The 20,753-nt window shown below is 71.3% G+C and carries 17 protein-coding genes and 1 tRNA gene; 4 read left to right on the top strand and 14 right to left on the bottom strand.

What is annotated here, in order from left to right; all coding sequences use genetic code 11:
* The first annotated feature begins 29 nt into the window (after positions 1-29).
* Positions 30-1,253 carry an acetyl-CoA C-acetyltransferase gene (locus ACEY2A_RS12140; RefSeq protein ID WP_374928834.1) on the top strand — a complete coding sequence of 408 codons (1,224 nt, stop codon included), beginning with the start codon at positions 30-32 and terminating at the stop codon, positions 1,251-1,253.
* A 12-nt stretch (positions 1,254-1,265) separates the two neighbouring features.
* On the opposite strand, the gene ACEY2A_RS12135 is transcribed toward ACEY2A_RS12140, so the two are convergent.
* The gene (locus tag ACEY2A_RS12135; protein ID WP_374928833.1) at positions 1,266-1,586 is read right to left on the bottom strand and encodes a hypothetical protein; all 321 of its coding nucleotides are present in this window, start codon (positions 1,584-1,586) and stop codon (positions 1,266-1,268) included.
* Positions 1,587-1,654: 68 nt separating this feature from the next.
* Between ACEY2A_RS12135 and ACEY2A_RS12130 the strand changes: the two genes are divergently transcribed.
* Entirely contained in the window at positions 1,655-3,445 is a 1,791-nt protein-coding gene (locus ACEY2A_RS12130; RefSeq protein ID WP_374928832.1) for a bifunctional metallophosphatase/5'-nucleotidase, read from the top strand.
* 91 nt (positions 3,446-3,536) lie between these two features.
* Here ACEY2A_RS12130 and ACEY2A_RS12125 read toward each other — a convergent pair whose 3' ends face one another.
* From ACEY2A_RS12125 to mfd, 8 genes are all read right to left on the bottom strand, one after another.
* Positions 3,537-4,370, bottom strand: coding sequence for a Bax inhibitor-1/YccA family protein (locus ACEY2A_RS12125; RefSeq protein WP_374928831.1), 834 nt, complete (start codon positions 4,368-4,370; stop codon positions 3,537-3,539).
* Between the two features lie 132 nt (positions 4,371-4,502).
* Positions 4,503-4,577, bottom strand: a tRNA-Leu gene (locus ACEY2A_RS12120).
* Between the two features lie 4 nt (positions 4,578-4,581).
* Positions 4,582-5,577, bottom strand: coding sequence for an exopolyphosphatase (locus ACEY2A_RS12115; RefSeq protein ID WP_374928830.1), 996 nt, complete (start codon positions 5,575-5,577; stop codon positions 4,582-4,584).
* A complete protein-coding gene (locus ACEY2A_RS12110) occupies positions 5,574-6,113 on the bottom strand; it encodes a DUF501 domain-containing protein (protein WP_374928829.1) in 540 nt (179 codons plus the stop codon). The genes ACEY2A_RS12115 and ACEY2A_RS12110 overlap by 4 nt, the downstream gene beginning before the upstream one ends.
* On the bottom strand, positions 6,110-6,766 hold the full coding sequence (locus ACEY2A_RS12105; RefSeq protein WP_374928828.1) for a septum formation initiator family protein: 657 nt from the start codon (positions 6,764-6,766) through the stop codon (positions 6,110-6,112). The genes ACEY2A_RS12110 and ACEY2A_RS12105 overlap by 4 nt, the downstream gene beginning before the upstream one ends.
* A 138-nt stretch (positions 6,767-6,904) precedes the next feature.
* On the bottom strand, positions 6,905-8,191 hold the full coding sequence (gene eno, locus ACEY2A_RS12100) for a phosphopyruvate hydratase (RefSeq protein ID WP_374928827.1): 1,287 nt from the start codon (positions 8,189-8,191) through the stop codon (positions 6,905-6,907).
* A 73-nt stretch (positions 8,192-8,264) separates the two neighbouring features.
* Positions 8,265-8,723, bottom strand: a complete 459-nt coding sequence (locus ACEY2A_RS12095; RefSeq protein ID WP_374928826.1) for a MazG nucleotide pyrophosphohydrolase domain-containing protein — start codon at positions 8,721-8,723, stop codon at positions 8,265-8,267.
* Positions 8,720-12,265: a transcription-repair coupling factor gene (gene mfd / locus ACEY2A_RS12090; protein ID WP_374930002.1), complete on the bottom strand. Its 3,546-nt coding sequence runs from the start codon at positions 12,263-12,265 to the stop codon at positions 8,720-8,722. The genes ACEY2A_RS12095 and mfd overlap by 4 nt, the downstream gene beginning before the upstream one ends.
* Before the next feature lie 219 nt (positions 12,266-12,484).
* Between mfd and ACEY2A_RS12085 the strand changes: the two genes are divergently transcribed.
* Together ACEY2A_RS12085 and ACEY2A_RS12080 are read left to right on the top strand one after the other, a co-directional pair.
* The gene (locus ACEY2A_RS12085; protein ID WP_374928825.1) at positions 12,485-14,632 is read left to right on the top strand and encodes a TPM domain-containing protein; all 2,148 of its coding nucleotides are present in this window, start codon (positions 12,485-12,487) and stop codon (positions 14,630-14,632) included.
* A gap of 155 nt (positions 14,633-14,787) precedes the next feature.
* On the top strand, positions 14,788-15,504 hold the full coding sequence (locus tag ACEY2A_RS12080; RefSeq protein ID WP_374928824.1) for a PspA/IM30 family protein: 717 nt from the start codon (positions 14,788-14,790) through the stop codon (positions 15,502-15,504).
* Positions 15,505-15,590: 86 nt separating this feature from the next.
* Here the strand turns inward: ACEY2A_RS12080 and ACEY2A_RS12075 are convergent, their stop codons facing one another.
* The 5 genes from ACEY2A_RS12075 to pstS all read right to left on the bottom strand — a co-directional run bounded on the left by ACEY2A_RS12075 (position 15,591) and on the right by pstS (position 20,718).
* Positions 15,591-16,019: a hypothetical protein gene (locus tag ACEY2A_RS12075; protein ID WP_374928823.1), complete on the bottom strand. Its 429-nt coding sequence runs from the start codon at positions 16,017-16,019 to the stop codon at positions 15,591-15,593.
* Positions 16,020-16,420: 401 nt separating this feature from the next.
* The gene (gene pstB, locus ACEY2A_RS12070) at positions 16,421-17,200 is read right to left on the bottom strand and encodes a phosphate ABC transporter ATP-binding protein PstB (protein ID WP_374928822.1); all 780 of its coding nucleotides are present in this window, start codon (positions 17,198-17,200) and stop codon (positions 16,421-16,423) included.
* Between the two features lie 18 nt (positions 17,201-17,218).
* The gene (pstA, locus tag ACEY2A_RS12065) at positions 17,219-18,370 is read right to left on the bottom strand and encodes a phosphate ABC transporter permease PstA (RefSeq protein ID WP_374928821.1); all 1,152 of its coding nucleotides are present in this window, start codon (positions 18,368-18,370) and stop codon (positions 17,219-17,221) included.
* A 1-nt stretch (position 18,371) separates the two neighbouring features.
* Entirely contained in the window at positions 18,372-19,352 is a 981-nt protein-coding gene (gene pstC, locus ACEY2A_RS12060; RefSeq protein ID WP_374928820.1) for a phosphate ABC transporter permease subunit PstC, read from the bottom strand.
* Positions 19,353-19,434: 82 nt separating this feature from the next.
* Complete coding sequence (gene pstS / locus ACEY2A_RS12055; protein ID WP_374928819.1) at positions 19,435-20,718, bottom strand: phosphate ABC transporter substrate-binding protein PstS; 1,284 nt, start codon at positions 20,716-20,718, stop codon at positions 19,435-19,437.
* Positions 20,719-20,753 lie beyond the last annotated feature (35 nt).

The following is a 20,753-nucleotide window of genomic DNA, read 5'->3' as shown; positions in this document are numbered from 1 at the left end:
CCCACCGCCACAGACCAGGAGTTGCCCCCATGCCCGAAGCAGTCATCGTCTCGGCCACCCGATCCCCCATCGGGCGCGCCTTCAAGGGAAGCCTCAAGGACGTGCGGCCCGACGACCTCGCCGCCCAGATGGTGACCGCCGCCCTGGCCAAGGTGCCGGGACTGGACCCCCGTGAGATCGACGACTTCTACCTCGGCTGCGCCGAGCCGTGGGCCGAGCACGGTTCGAACATGGCCCGGGTGGTGGCGGTACTGGCCGGCATGGACCACCTGCCCGGGGCCACCATCAACCGGTTCTGCTCCTCCAGCCTGCAGACCACCCGCATGGCCATGCACGCCATCAAGGCCGGTGAGGGCGACGTGTTCATCTCCGGTGGCGTGGAGTGCGTCTCCCGCTATGCCGACTTCACCGGGGCCGGGGAGTCCAAGCTCTCGTGGCAGAACCCGCAGTTCGCCGACGCCCGCCAGCGCACCGAGCGGATGGCCGCCCAGAACACCACCTGGACCGACCCGCGCGAGGCCGGGGAGCTGCCGGACGTGTACATCGCCATGGGCCAGACGGCGGAGAACGTGGCCACCTCCCGGGGCGTCAGCCGCGAGCGCCAGGACGAGTGGGGCGTGACCAGCCAGAACCGGGCGCAGGCCGCCATCGAGGCCGGGATCTTCGAGCGCGAGATCACCCCGGTGACCCTGCCCGACGGCAGCACGCACTCCACCGACGACGGCCCCCGCTTCGGCACCACGCTGGAGAAGCTGCAGGGCCTGCAGCCGGTGTTCCGGGAGGACGGCACCGTGACCGCCGGCAACTGCTGTCCGCTGAACGACGGCGCGGCCGCGCTGGTGATCATGAGCGACACCCGCGCCAAGGAGCTCGGCCTCACGCCGTTGGCGCGCGTGGTCTCCACGGGCGTCTCGGCCCTCTCGCCGGAGATCATGGGCCTGGGCCCGGTGGAGGCCTGCAAGCAGGCGATGGCCCGCGCCGGCATGTCCATCGGCGACCTGGACCTCTACGAGATCAACGAGGCCTTCGCCGCGCAGGTGCTGCCCAGCGCCGACGAGCTGGGGATGGACCTGGACAAGCTGAACGTGCACGGCGGCGCGATCGCCCTGGGCCACCCCTTCGGCATGACCGGTGCCCGCATCACCACCACGCTGCTCAACGCGATGGTGGAGCGCGACGCCCAGTACGCCATGGAGTCCATGTGCGTGGGCGGCGGCCAGGGCATGGCGATGATCCTGGAGCGCCTGTCCTGATGCGGTGAGCCCTCACCCGCCGTGGCGGCGGCGGAGCGCGGCGAGGTCGGTCCCCATGCGGGGGCCGGCCTCGTCCGCGTCCCGGGCGGTGGCCAGCCGGGCCCGCGCCACGGCCTCCAGGACGTCCGGCAGCGCGGCAGTGGTGGGCACCGCGACGGGGGCCGCCGGCCAGCCGTGCTCGGTGGCCTCGGCATCGGCCCACGCCTGCGCCAGCACGACGGCACCCTCCACCCACCGCGGTGACAGGTCGCTGCGGGCGACGATGCGGCGGGCGCGCGCCAGCTCGTCGACGAGCTCGCGGGGCACCGCTCGTTCGGGGCGAGGATCCTCCATGGCCACCTCCCGTTCACGTGGATGGGGCAGAGTGTGACGGCCAACACTCATTCTTTCCCAGGAGAGACATGTTCCGTCGCACTGCACCGGTCGGCCTGTCCGCCGTCCTCCTCGTGGCCCTGAGCCCCACCGTGACCGCCCAGGCGGCCCCGGGTGAGGTCGAGCTGCAGATCCTGTCGTTCAACGACTTCCACGGCAACATCGAGGCCCCGGACGACCCGTCCGAGCCCGGTGGTGCCGCGAACCTCGCGGCCCACCTGGACCGCCTCCGCAGCGAGGCGTCGCACTCGGCCACCGTGGTGGGCGGCGACAGCATCGGCGCCTCGCCCTTCCTCTCCGCCGCCTTCCGCGACGAGCCCACCATCGACGCGCTGTCCGCCATGGACCTCACGGCGGTGGCCGTCGGCAACCACGAGTTCGACCAGGGCACCGACGAGCTGCTGCGCATGGACGCCGGTGGCTGTCTGGACGACGGCGACGGGGAGGGTGGCCGCAACTCCTGCCCCATCCCCGGCAAGACCTTCACCGGCGCGGCGTTCCCCTTCCTGGCGGCCAACGTGCTGTGGAAGGACTCTGGCGAGCCGATGCTGCCGAGCTACGTCATCGAGGAGTACGACGGCGTGAAGGTCGCCTACGTCGGCCTGGGGCTCGACGAGACCCCGGACATCGTCTCCGCCGCCGGCATCCAGGACGTGGACTTCGTCGACGCGGCGTCCCGCGCGAACGAGCTGGTGCCGGAGCTGAAGGCGCAGGGCGTGGAGGCGATGGTCGCCGTGATCCACGAGGGCGGCACCTCCGAGAACGGCACGGACGTGTCGGGCGACGTCATCGAGTTCCACGAGGAGCTCGACCCGGAGTACGACGTGATCGCCTCGGGCCACACCCACACCGACTACATCACGACGCTGGACGGCCGCCTGATCACCCAGGCCGGCAACTACGGCGAGCTGATCACGAAGATCGACCTGCGCCTCGACCCGACCACCGGGGACGTCGTCCCCGGCTCCGCCACCGCGGAGCAGGTGCCGGTCACCCAGGACGTCACCCCGGACGAGACGGTGACCGCGATCGTCGCGGAGTACCGCGCGCTCATCGGCACCATCGCCGACGAGGTGCTGGGCACTGTCACCGCACAGGTGAGCCACGACCGGTACGGGGTGGCGGTCTCCCCGCTGGGCCGCCTCATCGCCGACGCGCAGCTGGCCGACGACTCCGTGGTCACCGGCGGGCAGGAGCCCGTGGTGGCCTTCATGAACCCCGGCGGCATCCGCGTGCCGGAGCTCGACCAGGCCGGTGAGAACGGGGCCACGGACGGCAGGATCACCATGGAGGAGGCGTTCAGCGCCCAGCCGTTCAACAACTACCTCGTCTCCATGGACCTGACCGGTGCACAGATCCACCAGGTGCTGCGCGAGCAGGTCTCCGGGGAGAACGCCTCGGAGATCAAGGTGCTGCAGACCTCCACCGGCTTCACCTACCGGATCGACGACACCGACACCCCGGCGCTGCAGCCCGGCTCGGTGCAGATCGACGGTGAGACCGTGGCCGACGACGACTCGCGGACCTACCGCATCGTCACCAACAACTTCCTGGCCGGCGGTGGTGACGGGTTCGCGACCCTGGCCGAGGGCGGCAACGTGTACTTCGGCGGGCTCGACATCGACGCCTTCCGCGGGTACCTCCAGGACAACTCGCCCTACACCCCGGTGGACCCGGACGTGCCGACCGTCGGTGGCCCCATCATCGACACCGGTGTGAGCACCCCGGCCGACCAGACCGGCACGATGGCCGTCACCGGTGGCGTGCTGGCACTGCTGGCCGGAGCCGGCGTGCTGGGTGCCCGTCGCCGCCGCGCCTGAGCGACCCCGGGCACGCCGAAGGCCCCCCACCGCACACAGTGAGTGCGGTGGGGGGCCTTCGTGGGTGCAGCGCCCCGCGGGGCGCAGGCGATCACTCGCCGGAACGCAGGATGGCGATGAGACGCAGGAACTCGATGTACAGCCACACCAGCGAGGCGACCAGGCCGTGGCCCATGAGCCAGGAGTACTTCTCCGGCAGGCCGGCGCCGATGCCGCGCTCGATGGACTCGAAGTCGATGGCCAGCGAGTAGGCGGCCATGGCCACACCGAACAGGCCGATCAGCCAGCCGAAGGGCGTGGCGTAGGCGTTGAACACGCCGAACCAGCTCAGGCCCAGGTTGATGAGCAGGAAGGCCAGGTAGCCCAGCGCCATCATGGAGAAGATGCGCATGGAGCGGCTCGTGACCTTGACCAGGCCCATCTTCCAGCCCACCAGCATCATGACGGCCGTACCCACGGTGGCGGTCAGGGCGGCCATGATGATGCCACTGTAGGCACCCTCGAAGGCGTACGAGATGGCTCCGACGAAGCCACCCTGCAGCACGGCGTGCAGCACGATCAGCGGCACGTTCACCGACTTCATGAAGCCGATGGCGAAGCTCAGGGCCAGCGAGCCGAACATGCCGAGCAGCCAGATGGGCGAGGCAAGACCCGGCAGGTCCTCCACGAGGAACCAGGTGGCGGTGGCCGTGGCGAGCAGGATGCCCATGAGCACCGCGGTCTTGACGAACACGTCATCGAGGCTCAGGCGCCCGGTGCGGCCGGTGTCGATCGACGGCGCCTGGTAGGCGTTCTCCATCTGCTGGTACTGCTGGTACTGCGCACCCGCCTGGCCGGCGGTGTTGAAGTCGGCGTACTGGCCGTAGCGCGGCTGCCCGGCCGCGCTCTCCTTGTCGATGCGGTCGATGGCGGGGTTGAAAGCCATGCGGGTCTCCTTCTCGGGGACGTCAGGTCATCGCGGTCGCGGTGCGATGGCGCCCTCGCGTCCGTCTGCAGGGTGGAACGCGGGCGGGGGGCCCACGATTCCACACGGTTCTCCACCCGCAGGTGGAATCCGTGCCCTCGACGGGACTCGAACCCGCACCGGGAGCCATTTTAAGTGGCCTGCCTCTGCCAGTTGGGCCACGAGGGCCCCCTCAGGATAGGTGGCGACCCGCCAGGTCCAGCGCGGTGCCGTCCAGGATGTCGGACTCGCTGGTGGTCACGGTGGTGATGCCGCTGGCCTGCTCCACCCGCTCGATGATGCGGTGCCACAGCAGCGCGCCGGCACCGATGACGTCCACGCGCCCCGGGTGCATGAATCCCAGCTCGCTCCGCTCCGCCCGTGTGCGCCCCGTGAGGTCCCGCGCCGCGGCCCGCACCCGCTCGGCCGGCAGCTCCGCGCCGTCGAGGCGCTCCCGATCGTAGGAGGACAGGCCCAGCGCGTGCGCCGCGGTGGTGGTGATGGTGCCCGCCACACCCACCAGGGTGGTGACGGCCGTCAGGTCCACCACCTGCGCGGCGTCGTCGATCCCCGCATCGATGTCAGCGGTGGCGTCGACGATCTCCTGCGGACCCGGCGGGTCGGAGTGCAGGTGGCGCTCGGTGAGGCGCACGCTGCCGAGGTCCACCGAACGGGCCGCGGTCACCGCATCGTCGCCCAGGACGAACTCCGTGGACCCGCCACCGAGGTCGACCACGAGGAAGGGTCCGGGCACCCCCCGGGCGCGCAGCGGTCCGGTCGCGCCCAGGAAGGACAGCCGGGCCTCCTCCTCCCCGGAGATGACCTCGGGGGCCACCTCGAAGCCGTGCTCTGCGAAGGCACTGGCCACCTGGGTGGTGAACTCCGAGGCGTTCTCCGCGTCCCGCGAGGCCGAGGTGGCCACGAAGCGCACCTGCTGCACCCCGTGCTCGGCGCAGCGGGCCGCGTAGTCGCCGGCCGCTGCGAGCGTGCGGGCCATCGCGTCCGGCGCGATGCGGCCGGTGGCGTCCACCCCCTGTCCGAGGCGCACGATGCGGTTCTCCCGGTGCAGCTGCTCGCGTGCCACGACGACCCCGCCCTCGAGGGCGGCCTCCAGGACGAGCAACCGGATGGAGTTCGTGCCGCAGTCGATGGCGCCGACGCGCACGCTCCCCGGGGTGCGAGCGCTCACGCCTCACCCCGGGCCGCGATGGCGTCCGCACAGCACCCGGCGTGCCACCAGGGCTCCAGCAGTTCCAGCGCCTCGTCACCCAGCGGGTTCACCCCCGGGCCGGCCGCCAGCGAGTGGGCCACCAGCACGTGCAGGCACTTCACGCGCGTCGGCATCCCCCCGGCGCTCACGTGGTCGATCTCCTCCACGACCCCCAGGGCGCGCCGGGCCGCCAGGTAGTGCTCGTGCGCGGCCGTGTACGCGGCAGCCAGCTCGGGGTCCTGCCCCAGGCGCTCGGTCATCTCCCCCATCAGACCGGTGGTCTCCAGGGTGGAGATGGCACCGGTGAGGCGGGGGCAGGTGGCGTAGAAGGTGGTGGGGAAGGGCGTGCCGTCCGGCAGGCGCGGCTCGGTCTGCACCACCGTCGGGCAGCCGCACGGGCAGCGGTGCGCCACGGAGACCACGCCCCGCGGCAGGCGGCCCAACTGCCCCTCGACGGTGCTCAGGTCGGCCTCGGTGGGCGCGCTGGGGCCCGGGAACTCCAACTGCTCGATCACTGTTCTCCTTCAGCAGCCGGCTCGTCCTCGCCGGCACGCAGGTCGGCGGCGGGGATGTCCGCGGGGTCGAAATCGTCCTCGGTGATGAGGTCCGGCACGCCGTCGGGCACGGGCTCGGTCCTCTCCTGCACCGGCTCGTCCGTGGCCGGGGGCCCGTCCTGCTCGGTGCCGGCCGGGCCTTCCGGCGCAGGGGCGCCGTCGGAGTCGTCGGCCACTCCGGCCGCGGACTGCTCGACCGAGCCCCAGAGCTCCTGGTACCAGGGAGTCCGGTCCCGGCCCTCGGCCCCGGCCTGCGCAGCGGCAGCGTTCTCCCCCTGCACCAGCACGTGGTAGCGCTTCTCCCCCGGCTCGGCATAGTCCAGACGGGTTCGCGCCAGGTGACGCACGTGGGCGTCGTCGCGCAGCTCCTCCCGCTGCTCGGCGAGCTGGCGGGTGCGTTCCTGCTCGGCGGCGGACTCCTGCCACACCTGCTGGATCTCCGCCCGCTGCGTCCACCACCCGGCGAACGGGGGCACCGCGATCCACGCAGCGATCGCCAGCACGCCCACCAGCAGCACGGCCCTCCACGGGGCACCCCGCACCGGGGCCACCTGCGTCCCCCGACGCGGGGTACCGGTGGCCCGCCGCGCGGGTCGCGAGGAACGGGGAGCCATGCCCCCATTCTCCGCGACGCGCGGGCGTGCCCCCGGCAGGCACACCGCGCACGATGCCGATCGGCCGCCCCGAACAGGGTTCCGGGGCGGCCGATCAGGGCATTCGTGCGTTCTCAGTGGCGCACGCCACAGCGTGCGTCAGGCGCCGCCCTTGAACCGCGGGAAGGCGGCCGCACCGGCGTAGAGCGCGGCGTCGTCGAGCTCCTCCTCGATGCGGAGCAGCTCGTTGTACTTGGCCACCCGCTCGGACCGCGCCGGGGCACCGGTCTTGATCTGGCCGCAGTTCGTCGCCACCGCGAGGTGGGCGATGGTGACGTCCTCGGTCTCACCGGAGCGGTGCGACATCATCGAGGAGAACCCGTGACGCGTGGCCAGGCCTACCGCATCAAGGGCCTCGGTGAGCGAGCCGATCTGGTTGACCTTCACCAGCAGCGCGTTGCCGGCCTTCTCGTCGATGCCGCGCTGCAGGCGCTCGGGGTTGGTGACGAACAGGTCGTCGCCCACCAGCTGCACGCGGTCGCCGAGAGCGGAGGTCATGGCCTTCCAGCCCTCCCAGTCCTCCTCGTCCAGCGGGTCCTCGATGGAGACCAGCGGGTAGGCGTCCACCAGCTGCATGTAGTACTCCACCATCTGCTCGGCGGTCTTCTGCTCGCCCTCGAAGGTGTACGTGGTGCCCTCGGCGAACTCGCTGGCGGCCACGTCCAGGGCCAGGGCGATGTCCTTGCCCACCGTGTACCCGGCCTTCTCGATGGCCTCGACGATGAGGTCGAGCGCCGCCCGGTTGGACTCCAGGTTGGGCGCGAAGCCTCCCTCGTCGCCCAGGCCGGTGGACAGGCCCTTCTCCTTCAGCACGGCCTTCAGGGCGTGGTAGACCTCGGTGCCCCAGCGCAGCGCCTCGCGGAAGCTCGCGGCGCCGATGGGGGCGATCATGAACTCCTGGATGTCCACGTTGCTGTCGGCGTGGGAGCCACCGTTGAGGATGTTCATCATGGGCACCGGCAGCACGTGGGCGTTGGGGCCGCCGACGTAGCGGAAGAGCGGCAGGTCGGCCGACATCGCGGCGGCGCTGGAGACGGCCAGGGAGACGCCCAGGATGGCGTTGGCGCCCAGCTCGCCCTTGTTCGGGGTGCCGTCCAGGGCGATCATGTCGGCGTCGATGAGGCGCTGGTCGGAGGCGTCCTCACCCAGCAGCCGGGGGCCGATCTCCTCGATGACGGCCTCCACGGCCTGCTCGACGCCCTTGCCCTGGTAGCGCGCGGCGTCACCGTCGCGGCGCTCGGCGGCCTCGAACTGCCCGGTGGACGCGCCCGACGGCACGGCGGCGCGGGAGACGGTCCCGTCCTCCAGCATCACCTCGACCTCGACGGTCGGGTTTCCGCGCGAGTCGAGGATCTCGCGGGCGTGGATTCCTTCGATGAGTGCCAACGTGTGCTCCTTGGTGGGTGCTCAGGACGGACGTCCGGGCGTGCGCGCCGTTGCGCACGCTCCGGGAGCGAGCCTACTGGGGGCGTCGGGGTGCTCCGTGCCGTGCGCGCTCGGCCTTCTCCCGGGCCTTCGCGGCCCGGTAGATCGGGTACACCTCCGCGGCCGTGGCCACCGAGGGCACCTCGGGGTCGAAGACGTGCGGGTGGCGACGCAGGATCTTGGCCTCCAGCTCGGCCACCACGTCGTCGATGGTGAACTCCCCCGCCCGGGAGGCCAGCTGGGCGTGCACGACCACCTGCCACAGCAGGTCGCCCAGCTCCTCGGCCAGGTGGGCGGGGTCGCCGTCGGCGATCGCCTCGTGCACTTCCTCGGCCTCCTCCAGCACGTACGGGGCCAGCGAGGCGTGGGTCTGCTCCCGGTGCCAGGGGCAGCCCTGTTCACCGTGGAGCTGGGCCATGAGCTCGACGACCCGGGCCAGGGACTCCCCCGGCCGGGTCTCGTCGCCCGCCAGACGCCCCTCGCCGCCCGTCACCGGCCGGCCCCTGCCGCTGCGCCGGCTGCCGCGATGTCGTCCAGCAGCACCGCGCGCAGCAGCTGCGAGGCCCACTCGAGCACCTCGGCGTCACGCAGCGGCTGGCCACCCACCTTGGCGGTCTTCGGCATCGGCACCAGGACCGCGCCCAGGGCGGGCTTGACGACCGTGCCCGGGTACAGGCGCAGCAGACGGAGCTCCTGGCTCTCCTTGAGCTCCACGCGGGCGAAGCGGATCTTGGAGCCCATCGCCGAGATGTCGCTGACCCCTGCCCGGCGGGCCAGGGTGCGCAGGCGTGCCACCTCGAACAGGGCCTGCACCGGCTGCGGCGGGTTGCCGTAGCGGTCGGTGACCTCGGCGACGATGTCGGTCAGCTCCGCATCGTCCTTGACGGCGGCGAGCTTCTTGTAGACCTCCAGGCGCAGGCGCTCCCCGGGCACGTAGTCGTGCGGCAGGTGGGCGTCCACCGGGAGCTCCACCTTGACCTCCGCCGGCTCCTCGTCCTCGCCACCGCCCTCCTTGGCCCGGGCCACGGCCTCGCCGACCATGCGGACGTACAGGTCGAAGCCCACGCCGGCGATGTGGCCGGACTGCTCGCCGCCCAGCAGGTTGCCGGCGCCGCGGATCTCCAGGTCCTTCATGGCCACCTGCATGCCGGCACCCAGGTCGGTGTGGCTGGCGATGGTGCGCAGCCGGTCGTGCGCGGTCTCGGTGAGCGGCTTCTCCGGCGGGTACAGGAAGTAGGCGTAGGCCCGCTCCCGCCCACGGCCCACCCGCCCGCGCAGCTGGTGCAGCTGGGAGAGCCCGAAGGTGTCGGCCCGGTCCAGGATCAGGGTGTTCGCGTTCGCGATGTCCAGCCCGGTCTCCACGATGGTGGTGGAGACCAGCACGTCGAACCTGCGCTCCCAGAAGTCGGTGACCACCTGCTCCAGCCGGTGCTCCCCCATCTGACCGTGGGCGACCTCCACCCGGGCCTCGGGCACCAGCTCGCGCAGGCGGGAGGCCACCTTGTCGATGCTGGCCACCTTGTTGTGCACGTAGAAGACCTGCCCCTCCCGGAGCAGCTCACGGTGGATGGCCGCAGCGATCTGCTTCTCCTCGTACGCGCCCACGTAGGTGAGCACCGGGTGCCGCTCCTCCGGCGGGGTGGCCAGGGTGGACATCTCGCGGATGCCGGTGACGGCCATCTCGAGCGTGCGCGGGATGGGGGTCGCGGACATGGCCAGCACGTCCACCGCGGTGCGCAGCGTCTTGAGCTGCTCCTTGTGCTCCACACCGAAGCGCTGCTCCTCATCGATGATGACCAGCCCCAGGTCCTTGAAGCGCACCGAGGAGGACAGCAGCCGGTGTGTGCCGATGACCAGGTCCACCGAGCCGTCGCGCAGGCCCTCGATGGTGGCCTCGGCGTCGGCATCGGAGGTGAAGCGCGAGAGGGCCCGCACCGTGACCGGGAACTGGGCGTAGCGCTCGGAGAAGGTCTGCAGGTGCTGCTGGACCAGCAGGGTGGTGGGCACGAGCACGGCCACCTGCTTGGAGTCCTGGATGGCCTTGAACGCGGCGCGCACCGCGATCTCCGTCTTGCCGTAGCCGACGTCGCCACAGATGAGCCGGTCCATGGGCACCGACTTCTCCATGTCTCCCTTCACCTCATCGATGGTGGAGAGCTGGTCCGGCGTCTCCACGTACGCGAAGGCGTCCTCGAGCTCCCGCTGCCAGGGCGAGTCCGGCCCGAAGGCGTGCCCCTGCGTGGCCATGCGTGCCGAGTAGAGCTGGATGAGCTCATTGGCGATCTGCTTGACGTGCTTGCGTGCCTTCGACTTGGTCTTGGACCAGTCCGCCCCGCCCAGCCGGTTCAGGGAGGGCGCCTCGCCACCGACGTACCGGGTGATCTGGTCGAGCTGGTCGGTGGGCACGAACAGCCGGTCGGCCGGCTGGCCCCGCTTGGAGGAGGCGTACTCCACCACCAGGTACTCACGGGTGGCGCCGCCCACGGTGCGCTGCACCATCTCGATGAAGCGCCCCACCCCGTGCTGCTCGTGGACGATGAAGTCGCCCGGGTTGAGCTGCAGGGGGTCCACCATCTTGCGGCGGCGCGAGGGCATGCGCCGCATGTCCTTGGTGGAGCCCTTGACGGCCTGCCCCGTGAGGTCCTGCTCGGAGACGATGGTGAGCCCGGCACCGACGCCCGGCAGGCTCACCCCCGGCCCCCAGGACGCCGTGCAGATCTCGGCGAGGGCGCCGGGGGCCTCGGCCTCGGGTGCCAGCACCAGCCGGGCGCCCACCTCGTGCTCGCCGAACACCTCCACCAGGCGCTTCGCCAGACCCGGCCCGTCCGTGAGCAGCACGACGCGCTGCCCGGCCGCGAGCGCGGCCCGCACGTCCTCGATGGCCCGCTCCGGCTCCCCGCGGTAGGCGGGCACCTCGACGGCGTCCAGGCGCAGGTGCGTGGCGTCGTCGTCGACCGTGTCGAGGTCCGGCGCGAAGGGCGACAGGGCCCACCAGCCGACCCCGGTCTGCAGCGCATGCTCCCGCACCTCGGACAGCTCCCGGTAGGCCCCCTCGCCCAGGGCGCTCGCGAGGTCCACCGGCACCTGCCCGCCGGCGGCCGCCGAGGACCAGCCCGCGGTGAGGAACTCCTGGGAGGTGCTCACCAGGTCCGCGGCGCGGCGGCGCAGGCGCTCGGGGTCGCTGACCAACAGCCGGGAACCCCCGGGCAGCACGTCCAGCAGGGTCTCCATGCCGTCCACCAGCACCGGGGTGAGCGACTCCATGCCCTCGACCGCCACCCCGGCAGCGACGGACTCGAGCATGTCTGCCACTCCCGGCAGCTCCTGGACGAGCCCCGCAGCGCGCTCCTGGACGGTGGGGGTGAGGAGCAGCTCGCGGCAGGGCGGCGCCCAGAGCCCACCGGGCGCGATCTCGAGGGACCGCTGGTCGGCCACCCGGAACCAGCGCACCTCCTCCACCTCGTCGCCCCAGAACTCCACGCGCAGGGGGTGGTCCTCGGTGGGCGGGAAGACATCGACGATCCCGCCGCGGACGGCGAACTCGCCGCGCTTCTCCACCAGGTCGGTGCGGGTGTAGGCCGCTGCCACCAGGGCCTGGACCAGTTCCTCCGGGTCACGCGACTCACCGGGACGGATCGCCACCGGCTCCAGGTCCCCCAGCCCGGTGGGCAGGGGCTGCAGGAGCGATCGGACCGCGGAGACCACCACGCGCAGCGGACCGTCGTGGTCCGACTGGCCGGGGTGCGCGAGCCGGCGGAGGACCGCCAGCCGCTGACCGACGGTGTCGCTCCGCGGGCTCAACCGCTCGTGCGGGAGCGTCTCCCAGCTGGGGAAGACCGCCACGCTCTCCGGCGGCAGCAGCGAGCGCAGGCTGGCCGCGAGGTCCTCGGCCTCCCGCCCGGTGGCGGTGGCCACGAGGACCACACCGCCCTGCGGCTCGAGCTCCCGGGCCAGGACCGCCGTGGCCCAGGGCCGCACGCCAGCCACCGCGGTGAGGTCCACGTCGAGGTCGCCCCGCTGGTGGATCTGGAGCATCCGGGCCAGCGAGGGCTCGGCCCGCACCTGCTCGAGCAGACCGGACAGGGGCGGCAGGTCGGCCGCGTCACGCGCGGCGTCAGGGCGCGGGGACTCGGGGGTGGGCGTCTTCTCGTCACGGGGGGTCACGGCATCGGGCACGCCCCAAGGGTAGGCGGCACCGCCGACGACCGGTCCGGAGTGTTGCATCGGCAGCCCGCCTCGGTGAGGATCACGGGTGTGGCTCCCCGACTGCGTCTCCTGACCGCGTTCACCCCCCTGCACGGTGCCCGGACCGCACCCCGACTGGCCGGCGCCCTCGTGGCCGGCTCCCTGGTGCTCCTGCCGGCCACCGGTGCCACGGCGGCCGATGCCCCCGCCCGCCTGGCCACACCGACCGGCCCGGTCACGGCCCACGTGGTGGCCGGCTCCCCGGTGGCCCTGCCGGCCACACCGCCGATGAACCTGCCCGAGCAGCTGGTGGACGAGGCCGACGTGCTCGCCGACGAGGCCGCGCTGAACGACGAGCTCCAGGAGCTCCGCGACGACCACGGGGTGCAGCTCTTCGTGGTCTACGTGGACAGCTTCACCGACTCCTCGGGCCAGGAGGTCAACGGTGAGACCTGGGCGCAGCAGACCTTCGAGGAATCCGGGCTGGGCAGCAACGACGCCCTGCTCGCCGTCGCGGTGGACCAGCGGCGCTACGGCATGTGGGGCGGCACGGGCACCGTCTCCCAGGAGCAGGGCGCCCGCATCGAGACCGACTACGTGGAGCCCGCCCTGGGCCGGGACGACTGGTCGGGGGCGGTCAGCGCGGCGGTGGAGGGATTCGACGACGTGGCCGCAGGGAACTCCGGTGGAGGGACCGGGACCGGCGCAGGCCCGGGCAACGGCTTCCCCGTGTGGCTGCTCGCGGTGCCCTTCCTCATCGGCGGGTTCTTCCTGGTGCGCAACATCGGCCGGTCCTCGCGCCGCAGCCAGAACGCCCCGCAGACCGCGGCCGGTGGCGCCCCCGGCGCTTCGCCCGAGCAGCTGGAGCGTCGCGCCGCCGAGCTGCTGGTGCAGGTGGACGACGCCGTCCGCTCCTCCGACGAGGAGGTGCGCTACTCCCGCGCCCAGTTCGGCGAGCAGGCCACCCAGGAGTTCACCCACGCCGTCCAGGTGGCCCGGGGCAAGGCCTCCGAGGCGTTCGCCCTCAAGCAGCGCGTGGACGACGCCCTGCGCGAGGGCGCCCCGGAGGAGGCGCTGCGCGAGGAGCTGGAGCAGATCACCGTGCTCGCCGGGGAGGCCCTGGCCACCCTGGAGGCCCAGGGCGAGAAGTTCGAGCGGCTGCGTGACCTGGAGGCCCGCGCGCCCGAGGTGCTGCAGCAGATCGCCCGCCGCGCCGACGAGCTCGAGGCGCGCCTGCCGGGTGCCCGCGAGCAGCTCCGCGCCCTGGAGGTGAGCTACTCCCCCAGCAGCCTCACCACGGTGGCGGGAAACATCGAGCAGTCCGAGCGCCTCATCGCCTCGGCCCGCCAGAGCTCGACCAACGGACAGAAGGCGCTCGGCACGGGCGACCAGCGCACCGCGGTGACCGCGGCCCGCACCGGTGAGGACGCGCTGGGGCAGGCCGCCGACCTGCTCGATGCCGTGGACGGCGCCCGCCAGACGCTCGAGAACTCCCAGCAGGAGCTCGCGCGCGCCATCGGCTCCATCTCCCAGGACATCGCCGATGCGGAGCGGCTGCGCCCCGGTGACAGCGCCCTGGCACCCCTGGTGCAGCGCGCGCAGCAGGCCATCGCCACCGCCGAGTCCAGCCGCTCCGGCGGGGACCCGCTGGCAGCGCTGGCCGAGCTGGAGGCGGCCGAGGACGCCATCGACGCGGCCCTGGAGCCGGCCCGCAGCGCGGACGAGCACCGGCAGAAGGTGTCCGGGTCCGCCGGGCAGCGGCTGGCCCGGCTCCGCGCGGCCCACGCCAGCGTGGACGAGTTCATCCGCACCCGTCGTGGCTCGGTGGGCAGCCGGGCCCGCACCGAGATCTCCGAGGCCGGCCGCCTGCTCGACGCCGCCGAGGACCGCCTGCAGACCGACCCGCGGGCGGCCATGGAGCTGCTCGACCAGGCCGAACGCCTCATCGAGTCCGCCCGGCGCGACGCCGAGGACGACCTGCAGCAGGGACCCTTCGGCCCCGGTGGCGGATACGGCGGTGGGTACGGGCCGCGCGGTGGCTCCTACGGGGGCATCGACCTGGGCTCCCTGGTGCTGGGAGGCATCCTCTCCGGCGGCTTCGGCGGGGGCGGCGGCGGCTTCGGCGGCGGCGGGTTCGGAGGCGGCGGTGGCGGCTTCGGCGGTGGTGGCGGCTTCGGTGGCGGCGGTGGCGGCTTCGGCGGCGGCGGGCGCTTCTGACCGGACCCGGCGACGGTGGCGGGCTCACCCCATCGTCCCCCTGCCCGGACGCGCGGCACCCCCGGCGAGAGAGCACTGGCGCTGCGGCGCCGCACCAGACAGACTGACACCGAGTGAACGAACGCCGCAGGGTGCGGCAGGAGAGGACACACGTCATGGTTCAGAAGCAGACGATCATCGGGCGCATCAGCACCTTGGCCCGGGCCAACATCAACGCCATCCTCGACCGCGCCGAGGACCCGGAGAAGATGCTCGACCAGATGGTGCGCGACTACACCAACGCCATCGCCGATGCCGAGGAGGCGGTGGCCCAGACCATCGCCAGCCTGCGCATGGCCGAGCAGGACCTGGAGCAGGACCAGCAGGTGGCACAGGACTGGGGTCGCAAGGCCGCTGCCGCCTCCTCCGAGGCCGACCGCCTGCGCGGCGCCGGCCAGACCGCTGAGGCGGACAAGTTCGACAACCTCGCCAAGGCGGCGCTGGAGAAGCAGATCGGCTTCGAGAACGACGCCAACACGGCCGAGCCGATGATCACCCAGCAGCGCCAGACCGTGGAGACCCTGAAGCAGGGTCTGGTGGAGATGCGCTCCAAGCTGGACGAGCTGAAGTCCCGCCGCGACTCGCTGGTGGCGCGCTCCCGCACCGCCGACGCGCAGCAGCAGGTCTCCGACGCGATGGGGTCCATCTCCATCCTCGACCCCTCCAGCGAGCTGGGCCGCTTCGAGGAGAAGGTCCGCCGTCAGGAGGCCATGGTGCAGGGTCGCCAGGAGGCGCAGGCCGCCACCCTGGAGGGCCAGTTCGAGCAGCTCGAGGACTCCGGCAAGTCCGCCGAGGTGGAGGCACGTCTCGCCCAGCTGAAGAACAAGGGCTGACACCCCCCCCGCACCACCCGGAGGCCCCCACCGCATCGTCCGATGTGGTGGGGGCCTCCGGCGTTCCGAGCCGGCCGACGTGCCCCTCAGCCGGTCAGGGGCGACGCGTGGAAGGTCACGCCCTGGTTGGCCTCGCGCAGCACCTCGTCGACCGACTGACCCTGAGGACCGGCGGCAGCCACGCGCTCGGTGGCCCGGTCGCGCAGCTGACCACTCCCCTCCTCCTCGTAGAACGCCACCGGGTAGTACACCCAGCCGAAGTCGGGGTGGACCCACTCCTCCGACATCGCCGTCCCCAGGACGAGCACTCCCCGGTCGCCCTCCTGCACCAGGGGGCCGGGAGCGTCGATGCTCTGGTCGGCTGTGTTCGCCACCTGGGCGACCACCAAGGACCTGGGCACCTCGTCGGCCCCGGGGGCGTCCTCGACCCTCACCTCCCACAGCTCGTACTCCAGCGCCGGCGCGCCTTCCTGCGCAGGATCGAGACGGTCCGTGGTCCTGATCTGGCGCAGCACTGTCGCCCGGATCGCCCCAGCACTCGTGGATCGGGTACTGGCGTCCTCCAGGTCCCGATAGCTGGGCCCGGACGCCTCGATGTCGCGCCCAGTCGATGGCGGGGGCGATGGCGAGGGCGAGGGGGACGTGGACGGGGGCGAGGATGCCGGCGAACTGCCCTGGGCCAAGGAGGGCGAAGTGTCAGCACCCCCCGCCTGGTCGTCGCTGCTGTCCCCGCATCCGGCCGCGGTCAGTCCCACCATCACCGCCACGACGCAGGTCCGCTGGAGTGAAACTCTCATGACCCACCTCATCGCACGCCGCCTCCTCACGCAACCACCTGCTGCTCAACGCACTGCTCCCCGCCTCTCGCAGTGAACTGTCGAGAAGCGGGGAGCAGGGCTTTGCGGTGGAGAAACGCTCAGCCGAAGCGACCGGACACGTAGTCCTCGGTCTCCTGGTGGGTCGGGTTCTCGAAGATCTGCTTGGTCTCGCCGTACTCGATGAGGTGGCCGGGCTTGCCGGTGCCCTCGATGTTGAAGAAGGCGGTCTTGTCGGACACGCGCGTGGCCTGCTGCATGTTGTGCGTCACGATCACGACCGTGTACTTCTCCTTGAGCTCGTGGATGAGGTCCTCCACGGCCAGGGTCGAGATGGGGTCGAGGGCCGAGCAGGGCTCGTCCATGAGCAGCACGTCGGGCTGCACGGCCACGGCGCGGGCGATGCACAGACGCTGCTGCTGACCACCGGAGAGGCTGGCGCCCGGCTTGTCCAGACGGTCCTTCACCTCGTTCCAGAGGTTGGCACCGCGCAGGGAGGCCTCCACCAGGTCGTCGGAGTCGCGCTTGCCCAGCTTGCGGGCGTTCAGCGTCACCCCGGCCAGCACGTTCTCGCGGATGGACATGGTCGGGAAGGGGTTGGGCTTCTGGAAGACCATGCCCACCTGACGGCGCACCTCGACCGGGTCGATGTTCTTGCCGTACAGCGGCTCGCCGTCCATGAGCACGTTGCCCTTGACGTGGGCCCCGGGGATCACCTCGTGCATGCGGTTCAGCGTGCGCAGCACGGTGGACTTGCCACAGCCGGACGAGCCGATGAAGGCCGTCACGGTGCGGGGCTCGATGACCATGTCGACGCCCTCGACCGCCAGGAAGTCGGTGTAGTAGACGTTCAGGTCCTTGATCTCGATGCGCTTGGACATCAACACACTCCTCGGAGGTCAGCTCTTCTTCGGCGCCAGGGCGGCGGCGACGAGCCGGGCAATCAGGTTCAGGATGAGCACGAGCATCACGAGGATGAACACGGCGATCCAGGATCGCTCGTTGCTCACCTCAGGATATCCGCCGTTCAGGGGGTACTGGAACAGCTGGTAGGCGTAGAAGGCCAGGGAGTTCATGGGGCCCTCGAAGGGGTTCCAGTTCGTCGCGGCGTTGTACCCGGCGGCCACGAGCAGCGGGGCGGTCTCACCGATGACCCGAGCCACGCCGAGGAACACCGAGGACATGAGGCCCGACACGGCCGTGGGCAGCACGATCTTGGTGATCACCCGCCACTTGGGCACGCCGAGCGCCAACGCGGACTCGCGCAGGTCACGGGAGACCACACGCAGCATCTCCTCGGAGTTGCGCACCACGATGGGGATCATCAGCACGCACAGCGCGATGGCTCCCGCGAAGCCGAACTTCGTGCCCGGCCCGAGGATCCAGGAGAACAGCGCGTAGGCGAACAGGCCCGCGACGATCGAGGGGATGCCGGTCATGACGTCCACCAGGAAGCGGAGGGTCTTGCTGAACCACCCGTTGGCGCCGTACTCCACCAGGTAGATGGCGGCCATGAGCCCCACCGGGATGGAGATGATCGAGGCGATCAAGGTCATCAGGACGGTGCCTATGAGGGCGTGCTTCACACCACCGACGATGGCGGAGCCCTCCTTCACCCGCGCCTCGTCCACACCACCGGAGATCGGGTACATGTCCTGGTTCAGGACGTGCAGGTTGGACAGCAACGGGGGCAGGCCGTTGGCGACCACGGTCCACAGCAGCCAGATCAGCGGGATCACGGCCAGGGCGAAGGCGATGTAGATGAGGGAGCGGATCACCTGGTCGGCGCCCTGCCGGTGGCCCGCGGTGACGCGGTAGCCGATGTACGTGGCGAGCAGGAACACCGCCGTCGTGATGACGACGAACAGGGCGATGTTCCACCCGATCAACCAGGTGATGAGGCCGCCCACCACCGCGCTGGCGGCCAGCAGGCCGATCCAGAGCGTCTTGGAGGCGGGGTGGATGGTGTTGCGCTGCAGCTCCGGCATGTCCGGACCGCGATCGGCCTCGTGCGTGGGGCCGTGGTCCGCCTGGACTGGGGAGAGGGTCATGTCAGCTCCTCCGCTCGACGATCGCGCGGGCCACGAGGTTCACGGCCAGGGTCAGCACGAAGAGCACCAGACCCAGGGCGATGAGGGTGCTCACCTTGAGACCGGTGGCGTCCGGGAAGTTCAGGGCGATGTACGCCGGGATGGGGAAGTTGCCGCTGCCGATGATGTTCCACTGGAACTCGTCCTTGGGCGCCAGGATCATGGCCACGGCCATGGTCTCCCCGAGCGCGCGACCGAGCCCGAGCATGGCGCCACCGATGACGCCGGGCCATCCGAAGGGCAGGACGGCCTGCTTGATCATCTCCCACTTGGTGGCGCCCAGCGCCAGGGAGGCCTCCTCGTGCCCGCGGGGCACCTGCTGGAAGACGTCGCGGGACACCGAGGTGATGATCGGCAGGATCATGATCGCCAGGACGATCGATGCGGTGAGCAGCACCCGCCCGGTGCGGGAGGCGTCCTCGAACAAGGGGATGAAACCGAGGTTGTCCTCGAGCCACCCGTAGAAGGGCACGAGCACGGGGGCGAAGGTCAGGTAGCCCCACAGACCGAAGATTACCGAGGGGATGGCCGCGAGCAGGTCGATCACGAACGCGATGGCCTTGCTGAGCCGCGGGGGCGCGTAGTGGGAGATGAACAGGGCGATACCGACAGCGATCGGCACGGCGATCACCATCGCGATGGCGGAGGCCAGCAGCGTGCCACCCAGAAGGTGGGCGGCGAGCATCCAGAAGCCCTCGTCGCCGATCTCGTCGGCCTGCTTCAGGGCCGGCCAGGCCTCGCGGACCAGGAAGAGCGCCACCAGTGCGAGGGTGACGGCGATGAGGATTCCCGAGCCAACGGACAGGCCGGAGAAGATCTTGTCTCCGAGGCGCCCGGTGCTGGAGCCCTTCGTCGGGGCAGCCGGTGCGTCCGGCACGCGGTCCCCGGAGTCCGGGGACAGGAGGGAGGCGCCGTCGGCGGACGGGCCGTGGGGGCTTGCCATCGTCAACTCCTAGGGGTCGGGAATCGGCCGGAAGGGACCGCACCCGCGTGGGCGCGGCCCCTTACCAGGGTGTGGAACTCGGTCAGCCCTTGGCCTTCACGAGCTCCAGCGACTTGGCGATCTTCGTGGCGGTCTCGCCACTGATCGGGGCGGAGCCGGCCTCGTCGGCGGCCTTCTGCTGGCCCTCCTCGGAGATGACGTACGAGAGGAAGTCCTTCACCTTGTCGGCGTCCTCCTTGTTCTCGTACTCGGTGCAGACGATCTCGTAGGCCACCAGGACGACCGGGTAGGAGCCCTCGACGTCACGCTTGAGCTCCATGGCCAGGTCACCCTCGGGGCGGCCCTCCATGACCTCGGAGCCGTCGACCACCTTGGCGGCGGCCTCCGGGGAGTACTCCACGAAGTCCCCGCCCACGCCGACCTTGGCGGACTTCAGGTCGCCGATGGCCGAGGCGTCGGCGTAGCCGATGGTGTACTCGGTGCTCTGGACGACGTTGACCACACCAGCGGTCTTCGAGGCGCCCTCACCGTCGGCCGGCCACTCCTTGGAGGACTCGTGCGGCCACGCGTCACCGGCGGCCTCCGTCAGGTAGTCCTGGAAGTTGGCGGTGGTGCCCGACTCGTCGGAGCGGAAGACCACGGTGATCTCCTCGTCCGGCAGCTCGACACCCTCGTTGTCGGCGGCGATGGCCTCGTCGTTCCACTTCTCGATGTCGCCGTTGAAGATCTTGGCCATGGTCTCGGGCGTGAGGTTCAGCTCGTCCACGCCCGGGACGTTGAAGGGGATGGCGATCGGGGCGATGTAGGCCGGCAGGTTCAGCGCACCGCCGGGGCCACACACCTCCTTGGCCTTCTCCATCTCCTCGTCCTCCAGCGGCACGTCGGAACCGGCCCACGGGGTGGCCTTGCCGAGGAACTGCTCGACACCGGCACCGGAACCCTCCGGCGCGTAGTTGACGGTCACACCCGAACCGGCCTCGCTGTAGCCAGCGACCCAGGCCTTGACGGCGGACTCCTGGGCGGAGGAACCCACGCCCTTCAGGTCGCCGGAGAGGCCCTCGGTCTTCTCGTAGGCGGGGTAGGAACCGGCCGCGGCGTCGTCACCGGACGGGGACTCGGCGCCCTCACCGGACTCCGAGGCGTCACCGGACGGGGACTCGGCACCCTCACCGGACTCGGACTCGGCGGGGGACTCGGCACCCTCACCGGACTCGGACTCGGCGGGGGACTCCTCGTCGGACGACTCCTCGGCGGGGCTGTCGGACGACTTCTCGTCGGAGGGGGCCTCGGACTCGCCACAGGCGGCGAGGGTCAGCGAGGAGGCGGCCGCGAGGGCGACCACGGAACCAAAGCGGTTGAGCTTCACGAGAGGGACCTTTCACGAGGTGCTCGGGGTGATGG

Origin of the sequence: Kytococcus sedentarius, assembly GCF_041937525.1 — a bacterium.
In the GTDB taxonomy this organism is placed as follows: Bacteria; Actinomycetota; Actinomycetes; order Actinomycetales; family Dermatophilaceae; genus Kytococcus; species Kytococcus sedentarius_A.
This window is presented reverse-complemented; position numbering and strand designations above follow the sequence as displayed.